Annotated in this window: 10 protein-coding genes and 2 pseudogenes; 7 read left to right on the plus strand and 5 right to left on the minus strand. The window is 69.7% G+C overall.

Annotated elements, in window-relative coordinates:
• Positions 1-435, minus strand: a pseudogene (locus tag HMPREF3115_RS32550) (hypothetical protein); the annotation flags it as partial.
• A 352-nt stretch (positions 436-787) separates the two neighbouring features.
• Between HMPREF3115_RS32550 and HMPREF3115_RS18395 the strand changes: the two are divergent.
• Positions 788-1,186, plus strand: coding sequence for a carboxymuconolactone decarboxylase family protein (locus HMPREF3115_RS18395; protein ID WP_006409719.1), 399 nt, complete (start codon positions 788-790; stop codon positions 1,184-1,186).
• Positions 1,187-1,477: 291 nt separating this feature from the next.
• Here the strand turns inward: HMPREF3115_RS18395 and HMPREF3115_RS18400 are convergent, their stop codons facing one another.
• The 3 genes from HMPREF3115_RS18400 to HMPREF3115_RS18410 are packed head-to-tail and all read right to left on the minus strand — an operon-like array spanning position 1,478 to position 4,927.
• Positions 1,478-2,458: an alpha/beta fold hydrolase gene (locus HMPREF3115_RS18400; protein WP_070555564.1), complete on the minus strand. Its 981-nt coding sequence runs from the start codon at positions 2,456-2,458 to the stop codon at positions 1,478-1,480.
• 7 nt (positions 2,459-2,465) lie between these two features.
• Positions 2,466-4,028: a flavin-containing monooxygenase gene (locus HMPREF3115_RS18405; protein WP_070555566.1), complete on the minus strand. Its 1,563-nt coding sequence runs from the start codon at positions 4,026-4,028 to the stop codon at positions 2,466-2,468.
• Entirely contained in the window at positions 4,025-4,927 is a 903-nt protein-coding gene (locus HMPREF3115_RS18410) for an SDR family NAD(P)-dependent oxidoreductase (RefSeq protein ID WP_070555568.1), read from the minus strand. The genes HMPREF3115_RS18405 and HMPREF3115_RS18410 overlap by 4 nt, the downstream gene beginning before the upstream one ends.
• Before the next feature lie 87 nt (positions 4,928-5,014).
• Between HMPREF3115_RS18410 and HMPREF3115_RS18415 the strand changes: the two genes are divergently transcribed.
• The gene (locus HMPREF3115_RS18415; RefSeq protein ID WP_035946452.1) at positions 5,015-5,692 is read left to right on the plus strand and encodes a TetR/AcrR family transcriptional regulator; all 678 of its coding nucleotides are present in this window, start codon (positions 5,015-5,017) and stop codon (positions 5,690-5,692) included.
• A 33-nt stretch (positions 5,693-5,725) separates the two neighbouring features.
• On the opposite strand, the gene HMPREF3115_RS18420 is transcribed toward HMPREF3115_RS18415, so the two are convergent.
• A complete protein-coding gene (locus HMPREF3115_RS18420) occupies positions 5,726-6,679 on the minus strand; it encodes a LysR family transcriptional regulator (RefSeq protein WP_006404304.1) in 954 nt (317 codons plus the stop codon).
• 125 nt (positions 6,680-6,804) lie between these two features.
• Here HMPREF3115_RS18420 and HMPREF3115_RS18425 point away from each other — a divergent pair, with 125 nt between their 5' ends.
• From HMPREF3115_RS18425 to HMPREF3115_RS18450, 5 genes and pseudogenes are all read left to right on the plus strand, one after another.
• Complete coding sequence (locus HMPREF3115_RS18425; RefSeq protein WP_006404303.1) at positions 6,805-7,470, plus strand: glutathione S-transferase family protein; 666 nt, start codon at positions 6,805-6,807, stop codon at positions 7,468-7,470.
• Positions 7,467-8,423 (plus strand): annotated as a pseudogene (locus tag HMPREF3115_RS18430) (pyridoxamine 5'-phosphate oxidase family protein); the annotation flags it as partial. The gene HMPREF3115_RS18425 and the pseudogene HMPREF3115_RS18430, both read left to right, overlap by 4 nt.
• Positions 8,424-8,556: 133 nt before the next feature.
• Positions 8,557-8,760: a DUF2970 domain-containing protein gene (locus HMPREF3115_RS18435; protein WP_070555572.1), complete on the plus strand. Its 204-nt coding sequence runs from the start codon at positions 8,557-8,559 to the stop codon at positions 8,758-8,760.
• Between the two features lie 465 nt (positions 8,761-9,225).
• On the plus strand, positions 9,226-11,481 hold the full coding sequence (locus HMPREF3115_RS18445; RefSeq protein ID WP_070555575.1) for a TonB-dependent siderophore receptor: 2,256 nt from the start codon (positions 9,226-9,228) through the stop codon (positions 11,479-11,481).
• Between the two features lie 33 nt (positions 11,482-11,514).
• On the plus strand, positions 11,515-11,789 hold a 275-nt coding region (locus HMPREF3115_RS18450; protein ID WP_141751696.1), incomplete at its 3' end, for a nicotinamide mononucleotide transporter family protein.

The raw sequence follows: 11,789 nt of genomic DNA on the forward strand, positions 1-11,789 counted from the left end.
CGAAGTACCCGAGGTGCCAGACGTACCGGACGTGCCCGACGTGCCGGAGGTGCCAGACGTACCTGAGGTACCGGACGTGCCCGAAGTACCCGAGGTGCCAGACGTACCGGAAGTGCCAGACGTACCCGAAGTACCGGACGTACCCGAAGTACCGGACGTGCCCGAAGTACCCGAAGTACCCGAAGTACCAGGCGTACCCGAAGTCCCGGAAGTCCCCGACGTCGCCCCCGACGTCCCTGAAGAACTACCGCCACCGGACGTCCCCGAACTACCGCCACCCGAAGTCCCCGACGTCCCGCCGCCGCCCGACGTTCCCGACGTGCTCGGCTTGACGGTCGGCGGCGTGGTCGGCCCGTCGACGGAGCCGCAGCCGTACAGCGCAAGAAGCGACGACACAGCCAGCGCGACCGTCGTCTTGTTGAAGTAATGGTGCATGTTGGCCTCGACATTGGAAGTTGTCCGAAGCCCTTATCTGCAAATTCCGCGCCATGCCAACTTCGGCGATCACGCCGGTCGTTTCGTTGCGAAAACCGGGAGTTTCGATGCGATTTAAACGCCGTAGCGCCGATTTCCCGAACGGCCGCTGCGCGACCGCCCGGCGAGTCGCCGTGATGTTCCCGTAAGCTGCCGTAACGCGGCGCGCGATGTTACGTAGCATCGCGCGACGTAACGGCCGTCACCGAGCGCCGCGTCTTTGACGAAACGCGGGCGCGCCGCGAACATGAAGCGGGCCCATCCGGCTGCGGGCCCCGATCGAAGCGGCCGCGACCCGAGACAGGATACGGACATGAGCGAACAGGACAGGGAGCGCGGCAAGGCGCGTCGGACCGAGGTGATGGGGGAGCCGTTCGTCGAGCGCGCGATGCGCGACCTCGACGGCTTTTCGCGGCCGCTGCAGGACTGGCTGAACGAGCACGCATGGGGCAGCACATGGCAGCGCGGCGGGATCGATCTGAAGACGCGCAGCCTCTGCACGTGCGCGATGCTGGCGGCGCTCGGCCGCAGCACCGAGCTGAAGGGGCACGTGCGCGGCGCGCTGAACAACGGCGCGACGCTCGTCGAAATCCGCGAGGTGCTGCTGCACAGCGCGCTGTATGCGGGCGCGCCCGCCGCGGTCGAGGCGTTCCGCAGCGCGCGCGACGTGATTGCCGAACTCGGCCTCGAGTTGCCGGACGACGGCAGCTGATTCGACTACGGCTTCCACGGCCGCCCGCCGCGTAACGCCACGGCGCGCGTCGCTGCTGGGCACCATCGCCAACCGACGAGCGAGGGAGTCGGACGCGGTCCGACGCAGTTTGACGCAAGCCAATGCAAGCCGACGCAAGCCGACGCAAGCCGACGCAAGCCAGCGCAAGCCAGCGCAAGCCGACACAGGCCAACACAGGCCAACACAGGCCAACAAGGCCGACCAGGCCAACAAGGCCTACCAGGCCGCGCCCGCTGTCTGCGCCGCTCAGTGCGCCGGGCAGCGCACCGTTCAGTGCGCCGCGCGCGCCGCCGCCGCCGTCACCGGCGCGGCGGCCACCTCGAGCAGCCAGTCGGCGGTCGCTTCCGGCATCGTCACGGGCAGCATGTGCCCGCCTTCGACGACCGTCAGCCGCACGCGCGCCGACTTCTTCGCGAGCGCGTCGCCGTGGGCGCGCCAGTCGAGGATCCGGTCCTCGCGTCCATACAGCACGTCGACCGGCACCGCGAGTTCCGCGTAGCGGCTTTCCATCGTGGGCAGATCGTCGGGCGCGCACAGCAGGTCGGTGGCGGTCGCATAGAAGCTGGCAGGCCGCAGCCCGAGCAGGCCGCCGCCCTTGACCGCGAAGTCGCGCGGCACGTCTTCGGGCGCGAACACGAGGCGCACGGCCTGGCGGCCGGTCAGGATCGTCATCGGGATCGCGAAGGTCCACGACACGAAGCGGCGCACGAGCGGCGACGGCAGCACGAGCGGCCGGAACGGCGCGGGCGGCTCGGACTGCGGATGCGACAGCGGCGCGATCAGCGCGAGCCGGCTCACGCGCTCCGGATGGTTCAGCCCGACCGCGAGCGCGATCGCGCCGCCGAGCGAATGGCCGACGAGCACGGGGCGGTCGAGCCGCAGCGCGTCGATGAACGCGGCGATCGTGCGCGCCTGCGCGAACACGTTCGCCTGCGATCCGGCGCCGCGGGTCGAGCGGCCGGCGCCCGGCCGGTCGACGAGAATCACGCGGTGATGCTGCGCGAGCCGCGCGAGCGGCAGATACGCGAAGTTGCGCAACTGGCCGGCGAGCCCGTGCACGAACACGATCGGCGTGCCGCTGCCGTATTCGACATAGTGGATGCGGTCGCCGCCGACCTCGACGACGCGCCCTTCGGGCGGAAACGCGCGCGTCACGCGGCGCGCGACGTAGCCGGAAAACAGCGCGAGCGCGGCGAGCACCGCGACGATGCCGAGCAGGATGTTCAGGATCAGATGGAGCGTCGGGCTCATGGCGGCCTCAGCGGGTTTCGAGTACGGGTTCGGTCGCCGGCGTCGCCGCCGGGCCGGCTGTCGCGCGGCGTTCGAAATGCATTGCCGAGTCGGCGAGGCCGCTGAACTTCAGCGATGCGAGATCGAGCACGTAGTTCTGATGAAACTTCCACGGCTTGCGGTGGCCCTGCTTCGGCAGGATGCCGGCCGCGCGCTGGATATAGCCGGAGCTCAGGTTCACGGCCGGCACGTCGCCGAGATCGCCGGGCGCGAGGCGCGGCACGCAGGTATCGTACCCGTGCGCGCGCATGTGGTTCAGCAGCCGGCACACGTAGCGCGCGATCAGTTCGGCTTTCAGCGTCCACGACGCGTTCGTATAGCCGAACGACGACGCGAGGTTCGGCACGTCGCTGTACATCATCCCTTTATAGGACACCGTCTGCGGCAGGTCGACCGCGCGGCCGTCGACCGTCACGCGTGCGCCGCCGAGCATCTTCACCTTCAGGCCGGTCGCGGTGACGATCACGTCGGCGTCGAGCTGTGCGCCGCTTTTCAGTTTCAGCCCGGTCGGCGTGAAGCGTTCGATCTCGTCGGTGACGATCGACGCGCGGCCCGCGCGGATCGCCTTGAACAGATCGCCGTTCGGCACGAGACAGAGGCGCTGGTCCCACGGGTTGTAGCGCGGCGTCAGATGCTTCGCGACGTCGAAGTCGGGGCCGAGCTGCCGGCTCGCGGCGCGGATGATGAACTGCTTCGTGCGCTCGGGCTTGCGGCGCGACACGTTGTACAGATACATCGTCAACAGCACGTTCTTCACGCGCACGAGCCGGTGCGCGAGCCGCGACGGCAGCACGCGGCGCAGCGCATTCGCGATCTTGTCGCGCGCCGGCAGCGACACGATGTAGGTGGGCGAGCGCTGCAGCATCGTCACGTGCTGCGCGTCGGCCGCCATCGACGGCACGAGCGTGACGGCCGTCGCGCCGCTGCCGATCACGACGACGCGCCGGTTCGCGTACGACAGATCCTTCGGCCAGTGCTGCGGATGCACGATGCGGCCCTCGAACGTGTCCATCGCGGGCCAGTCGGGCAGGTAGCCGGCATCGTAGTCGTAGTAGCCGCTGCACATATAGAGAAAGCGGCACGTGTAGACGAGCGTGTCGGTCGCGCCGTCGCGCGTGCGCTCGACGCGCACCGTCCAGCGTGCATGGTTCGAATTCCAGTCGGCCGCGACGACCTTCTGCCCGTAGCGGATCAGCTTGTCGATCCCGTACGTGCGCGCGGTGTCGCGGATGTAGTCGAGGATCGTCTGGCCGTCGGAGATCGCCTTGTCGCTGTGCCACGGGCGGAAGCTGTAGCCGAGCGTGAACATGTCGGAATCCGAACGCACGCCCGGATAGCGGAACAGATCCCACGTGCCGCCGATCGCGTCGCGCGCCTCGACGATCGCGACGCTCGCATGCGGGCAGCGCTTGTTCAGGTGATAGGCCGCGCCGATACCGGACAGCCCGGCACCGACGATCAGCACGTCGAGGTCGCGGCTGTCGCCGCAGGCGGGCGGCGCGGCGCGCCGGTCGGTCGTCGTCGAGGTCATGCGGTGTCCTTGATCGCGGTGGAGGCGTGCGCGGCCGGCGTGGCCGTGCGGGCGAGATTGCGCGCGCGGGCGCGGCCCACGTGGCGCAGCACGAGCCGCTGATAGCCGGCGCCGAGCAGGCGCGCGAGCGTGTCGAGGCGGCGCGCATCGGCGCCGACCAGCACGCGGCGCGCGTTGCGCTCGACGCCGGCGAGGATCTGCCGGGCGGCGTCGTCGGCGGTCGTCGCATTGATCAGGCGATTCGCCTGACGGCGATGGGTCGCTTCGTCCTGGCCGGTGAGCGCGTGAATGCTGGTGTCGACGCGGCTCGCGTCTACGATGTTCGTCGCGACGCCGCCCGGATGCACGCAGGTCGCGCTCACGGGCGCGCCGTCGAGTTCGAGCTCCATCCGCAGCGCTTCGGTGAAGCCGCGCACCGCGAACTTCGTCGCGTTGTACGCGCTTTGCGTCGGCATCGCGATGAGCCCGAACAGGCTCGACGTATTGACCACGTGCCCGTCGCCGGACGCGCGCAAATGCGGGAGGAACGCCTGCGTGCCGTGCACGACGCCCCAGAAGTTGATGCCGACGATCCATTCGAGATCGGCTCGGCTCGCCGTCTCGGCGCTCGCGGCCAGCGACACGCCTGCGTTGTTGAAGATCAGGTTCACCTTGCCGTGTTCGGCGCGCACGAAATCGGCCCACGCGAACACGGCGTCGCGGTCGGCGACGTCGACGCGCCGCGTGCTCGTACGCACGCCGTGCTTCGCGCATGCGGCCGCCGTGCCGGCGAGCGCGACGTCGTTGACGTCGGCGAGCGCCACCTCGCAGCCGCGCCGCGCGAGCTCGACCGCAAGGCTGCGGCCCATCCCCGAACCGGCGCCCGTGATCGCGGCGACCTTGCCGGAAAAACCCTTCATCCGTCGTCCTCCCGTTCCGCTACCGTCGTGCCGGCGGCGTGTCTATTGTGGTGTTGGTCGTCACCACTTTAGTTTTCGGGTGTCCTGATGTCAAATAGCGAAATGGAGAAAGCACTCGAAACGGAAAAGCGGGGCCGCGCGTACGGCGGCGTGGCACCCGAGGTACGCGCGGCGGAGCGGCGCGACGCGCTGATCCGCGCGGCCACGCGCGTGTTCGGCACGATCGGCTTTCGCAAGGCGACCGTGCGCGCGATCTGCCAGGAGGCGAAGCTGAACGACCGCTATTTCTATGCGGCGTTCGACAGTACCGAAGATCTGCTGCGCTGCACGTACCTGCATCACGCGCAGCAGTTGCACGACGCGGTCGCGCATGCGGTGGCCGAGCACGGCGGCGCGCTGCACGAGCGCATCGATGCGGGGCTCGCCGCGTTCTTCGGCTTCCTGCGCGATCCGTGCGCGGCGCGCGTGCTGCTGCTCGAAGTGATGGGCGTCAGCGCGGATACCGATGCGACCTACCAGCGGATGCTGATCGACTTCGGCAAGCTGATCATGGCGATCGGCTCGGCGCGCGAGCCGCAGACCGCCGCCGAACGCACCGAGCAGCGGCTGATCGGGCTTGCGCTCGTCGGCGCGATGACGAACGTCGGCGCGGCCTGGCTGCTGACCGGCTATCGCGATCCCGAAGCGCAGATGGTCGCGAGTTGCAGGAAGGTGCTGCTGGGGACGTTGCGGGAAGCGGGCGGCGCGGACAAGTTGCCGACGTGAACGAGACCGGCGCGCCGCGCTCGCGCTCGCGCTTCAGCGCGCGGTGCGCCTGCGCGTCGCGGGGCGTGCGGGCGGCGTGCGCGGCGTCGCGCCGATCGTCGCCTTCATCGCGTCGATGAACGCGCGCACCTTCGGCGACGGCAGCCGCGTCGACGGATACACCGCGTGAATCCCGGCCGGCGCCGCGCGCCATGCGGGCAGCAGCCGCACGAGCGAGCCGGCCGCGACGTCGTCCGCGATCGAGAAATCCGTCAGCAGCCCGAAGCCGCCACCCGCGAGCGCGATCGCGCGACAGGCGGTTGCCGTGTTCGACACGACCGACGCGCTACAGCGCACCGACGCCTTGCCGCCGCGTGCGCTTTCGAGTTCGAGCGTATGCGGGCGCGCAAGTGTCGACAGCATCACGAACGGCAGCGCCGCGAGCGCGGCCGGATCGCGCGGCAGCCCGTAGCGCGCGACGAACGCCGGGCTTGCTACCAGCCACTTCTCGTACGTGCCGAGCTGCACCGCGCGATAGTTCGAATCGGCGAGCCGGCCGATGCGGACGGCGACGTCGAGGTTCTCCGCGACGAGATCGACCACGCGGTCGTTCGCGATCAGCTCGACGTCGAGCGACGGATGCGCATCGCGCAGCGCGACGACCGCCGGCGCGACGACCTGCGCGCCGTAGTCGACCGGCACGCTCACGCGCAGCGTGCCGCGCAGCGGCCCGGCGTCGGACGACACGGCGTCGAGCGCCGTTTCGGCGGCCTGCACGATGTCGCGGCACGCATCGTAGAACGCGCGGCCCGCGTCGGTCACGCTGAGCCGTCGCGTCGTGCGCACGAGCAGGTTTGCGCCGACTTCCGATTCGAGACGCTGCATGTGTGTGCTGACCACCGTCTTCGCGAGGCCGAGCCGTTCGGCCGCGGCCGTCAGCGACCCCGCTTCGACGACGGCAACGAACACCGCCAGCCGGTTCAGGTTCACGTCGCGCAGATCGGCCATCGTCGATTGTCCTATGGAAGCGGATAATGTTTCCGCGATTATCCGCCTTCTGGCGAACGTCGGCGAGCGGTACGCTGAGGCCGTTCGTCGCCGCGTCCGGCGACGCGTGAATCCGGAGTTCTTACATGCCAGCTACTGCCCAGCCCGTGTCGCCGATCCGCGTCTATTCGTTTCCGCTGTCAGGGCACGCGCATCGCGTCCGGCTGTTCCTGTCGCTGCTCGGCTTGCCGTTCGAGACCGTCGACGTCGATCTCGCGGCCGGCGCGCAGCGCGCACCGGCGTTCCTCGCGCTGAATCCGCTCGGCCAGGTGCCGGTGATCGACGACAACGGCACCGTGCTCGCCGATTCGAACGCGATCCTCGTGTATCTCGCGAAGCGCTACGGCGACGCGCATTGGCTGCCCGACGATCCGCTCGGCGCGGCGGCCGTGCAGCGCTGGCTGTCGTTCGCGGCCGGGCCGATCGCGACGGGGCCGGCGGCCGCGCGGCTCGTCACCGTGTTCGGCGCGACGCTCGATCACGACGCCGCGAAGCGCACGGCCGCGAAGCTGCTGACCGCGATCGACGGCGAACTCGCCGACAAGCCGTTCGCGACCGGCGCGCAGCCGACGATCGCCGACATCGCCGCATACACGTACATCGCGCATGCGCCGGAAGGCGGCGTGTCGCTCGACCCGTATCCGCACGTGCGCGCGTGGCTCGCGCGGATCGAGGCGCTGCCGCGCTTCATTGCGATGCAGTCGACGCGCGCGGGCCTGCTGGCCGACGCCGCGCCCGGGAGCACGACGTGAACGCGCCGACCGCCGCGATACCGGGCTGGGAACTGCCGGGCTCGCCGTTTCATGCGGGCGAGCGCGCCGTGCAGCAGCGCGCCGGCGTCACCGACGCCGCCGATGCGATCGGGCTGCGCGGTATCCGCCGCTTCATGCCCGAACAGCACCGTACGTTCTTTGCGCAGCTGCCGTTCTTCGTGGTCGGCGGCGTCGATGCGGACGGTCAGCCGTGGGCGACGCTGCGCGTCGGCGAGCCGGGCTTCGTGTCGTCGCCCGACGCGCGCACGCTGACGATCGCGGGCGGCGCGCTGCCGGACGATCCGCTGGCCGGTACGTGGTACGCCGGCGCGCTGCTCGGCGGACTCGGCATCGAGTTCGCGACGCGGCGGCGCAATCGCGTGAACGGCGTCGTGCAGGCGGTGGACGGCGACGCGCTGACGATCGCGGTCGAGCAGAGTTTCGGCAACTGCGCGAAGTACATCCAGGCGCGCACGCCGACCGCCGCGCCGCGCGACGGGCACGCGCGGCCCGCGACGCAGCGGTCCGACCGTCTCGGCGACGACGATCGCACGCTGCTCGCGCAAGCCGATACGTTTTTCGTCGCGAGCGCGAACGCGTCGGCCGAGGCGGGCGTCGCGCGCGGCGCGGACGTGTCGCATCGCGGCGGAATGCCGGGCTTCGTGCGCGTCGAAGATGCGCGGACGCTGGCGACGCCCGATTTCAGCGGCAACCGGCTGTTCAATACGCTCGGCAACCTGCAGCACGACCCGCGCGCCGGGCTGCTGTTCGTCGACTTCGGGCGCGGCGATCTGCTGTACGTGGCCGCACGCGCCGAGATCGTCTGGGACGGGCCGCTCGTCGCGTCGTTCGACGGCGCGCAACGCGTCGTGCGCTTTCATGTGACGGACGTGCGGCGTACTGCGGCCGTGCTGCCGTTCCGCTGGTCGCCGGTCGAGCGCGCGCCGCAGTTCAAGTAGCGCGCTAGTACCCTGCGGCATGCGGCCGCAGCGCGCGTGCTGCGCAGAAATCGCGCGCAACTGCTTCTTTTTCCGCAGGCCTGTCGGACCGACGATAGCGTCAACCGATAGACGAAAGGAGCACACCATGAAGCTGTTCAGCATGATCCGCCTCGTTCTGTGGAGTTTCTTCGGCGTACGCAACAGCAAGGCGCACGCGTCCGATCTCGCGAACGTCAACTTCACGCTGCTGCCGTTCGTCGCGATCGTGCTCGCGCTGCTCGTCGGCGCGGCGATTTACGGCGTCGTGCACCTGATCGTCGATCCGACCGTGACGACGCAGGGGTTTTGAGCGCGGCACGCTATCACGCCGCCCGCCGCGCCCGCTGTCGCTCGCGCTCGACCGTCAGCCGTCCGTCCTCCCGCCGCCGCCGCCGATTTCCCGGCCCCGCGCCGCGCGCGCGGTAAAATGCGCGCCACGCCGCGATGCCGCGCGCGATGCGCATGCCCCGTTGCCTAAACGGCGCTTCTGCCCGCATCGCTCGCCCATCGCGGCATCGAAGCGTTCCCCGCATGCCCGACCGCGCAATTGCGCCGGCCGCCGCCCGTCCGACGAACGATCGACGGCGGCGCCGGCGTTGCGCGTCGCGCGCATCCGATGTCCGATCCCGCGTTTTCCCGACCGAGCGGCGCGTACGCGTCCGCATCGTCCGGCTCGTCCCGCGAACGGCGCACGGAGGCGCACTCGGCGGGGCGCGCCGTGCAGCTTCGTAACGTGTTTCGACAGGATCGAATGGCGAGTGCGCCATCCATAACCATGACGGTAAGCAAAACAACCGCGCGGCGTACGCCACGGCGCCGCGCGAATGCGGGCCTCTGCGCCGGCCTCGGCATCACGCTTTTCGCGGCGCAGGCCGTCGCGGCACCGGGCGACGCGCCCGCATCGAGCGCCGAAGCGACGCCCGCAGCGGCCGCCACGGCGGCACCCGATGCGACGCTGCCGGCGATCACGGTCAGCGGCGCACGCGGCCATACCTATCGCGCGCGAGAAGCATCGGTCGCCGGCTTCGACGACGCGCCGCTGCTCGACACGCCCGTGTCGGTCAACGTCGTCACGCGCGCGCAGCTCGACGATCAGCAGGCGAAGCGCTTGAGCGACGTCGTGCGCAACGACGCGTCGGTCGTCAACGACTACGCACCGGTCGGCTACTTTGAAGGCTTCGCGATCCGCGGCTTTCCGGTCGACCTGGCGAGCGCGATCCGGATCGACGGGCTGACGGTGTCCGGCGAGCAGAACGTGCCGCTCGAGAACAAGGAACGCGTCGAGATCCTGAAAGGGCTCGCCGGCATCGACAGCGGCGTCGTCGCGCCGGGCGGCGTGATCAACTTCGTGACCAAGCGCTCCGCCAACGTCGCGAGCGTGACCGCGGGCGTCGACAGCCGCGGCTCGACATCGGCGGCCGTGGACGTCGGCCGGCGCTTCGGGCCGGACAACCAGTTCGGCTTCCGCGTGAACGCGGCGAAGGAAAACATGCACTCGTACATCGACGGTACGAACGGACGCCGCACGTTCGGTTCGATCGCCGCCGACTGGGACATCAGCCCGCGTGCGAGCCTGCAGCTGAACGCCGAATTCCAGCAGTGGATCCAGCGTTCCGCACCCGGCTATCAACTGCTCGGCGGCACCGTCGTACCGTCGGTTCATACGACGTCGAAGGCGCTCGGCACCCAGCCGTGGGCGAAGCCCGTCACGACCGATGCGCTGAACCTGAACGCGCGCTTCGACTATCAGTTCAACGACGACTGGAAAGCGTACATCGCCGCCGGCCGCAGCCGCACGATGATCGACGACAACAGCGCGTTTGCATACGGCTGCTACTACGCGGCGAGCTGCGTGGCCGGCACGACGTCGCCGTTCTTCTTCGGCGCGAATGGCGACTACGACGTGTACGACTTCCGCAGCCCCGGCGAATACCGCCGCAACGACGACGTGCGCGCGGTGACGACGGGCAAGTTCGCGACCGGGCCGCTGCGGCACGAGCTGACGCTCGGCCTGAGCGTGCAGCGTCGCGTCGTGCACATGGCAAGTGCGGTGTACGACTACGTCGGCAGCGAGAACATCTACGGTCCCGATGTCGCGTTCGCGCCGTCGCCCAACGTGGCGGGCCCGTCGTATCCGCAGCTCGACGCATGGCAGTACGGACTGTTCGGGCTCGACCGCATCAGCATCGGCGAACACTGGCAGGTGCTCGCGGGCGGCAAGGAAGTGCTGCTGCGTCAACGCAGCTGGGACAGCATCGACGGCCCGGCCACGCGCACCGATCGTTCCGTGTTCCTGCCGCAGGTCGCGCTCGTGTACAAGCCGGTACGTGCGTTGTCGCTCTATGCGTCGTACAGCAAGGCGCTGTCGCTCGGCGATCAGGCGCCCGTGCGCGCGACCAATGCGTATGCGTTCCTGCCGCCGGTCGAATCGCATCAGGTCGAAGTCGGCGCGAAGTACGACTGGCTCGACCGGCTGAGCCTGACGGCCGCGCTGTTCACGATCAGCAAGCCGTTCCAGTTCGCCGATCCCGATGCGTCGGGCAGCAGCTACACGTTCGTGCAGCGCGGCACGCAGCGGCATCAGGGGATCGAGCTCGGTGCGGCCGGGCGGCTCACCGAGCGTCTGTCGCTGACCGCGAGCGTGGCGGCGATTCGCGCCCGTGCGTACGATTCGGGCAGCGCCGCGTACGAGGGACACCAGATCATCAACGTGCCGGCGCTGCGCGCGTCGCTGTATGCCGACTACGCGGTACCGGGCGTCACGGGGCTCGACGTGCTCGGCGGCGTCGAGTACAGCGCGAGCCGCAACGCGAACGAAGAAGGCACCGCGCGCGTGCCGTCGTGGTTCGTGTTCAATCTCGGCGCGCGCTATACGACGAAGATCGCCGGTCATCGCACCGTGTTGCGCGTGTCGGTGGACAATCTGTTCAACAAGTTCTACTGGCGCGATGCGGGCGAGCAGCAGGGCGACGCGTATCTGTTCCCCGGCGCGCCGCGCACCGCACGCGTGTCGTTGACCTATGATTTCTGATCGCCGCGCGGCGGCTACCCAGGAGCCCATACGATGTCCTCCCTCGAAATCGCCGGCGTGATCGTCAGCGCGCTGGCGATCTGGCTGACCGCGAAGCGGCGGATGCTGTGCTGGCCGGTCGGACTCGCGTCGGTCGCGCTGTACGGCTGGATCTTCTTCGACGCGAAGCTGTATTCCGACATGCTGCTGCAAGGTGCGTTCGCGGTGCTGCAGGTATACGGCTGGCGCCGCTGGCTCGCGCAGCGTACGCTCGAGGCGGGCGGCCACGCGGCGCCGGCCGGCGACGTCGCGCCCGTCACCGGCGTGCG

The organism is Burkholderia sp. HMSC10F09, assembly GCF_001806955.1.
GTDB lineage: Bacteria > Pseudomonadota > Gammaproteobacteria > Burkholderiales > Burkholderiaceae > Burkholderia > Burkholderia multivorans.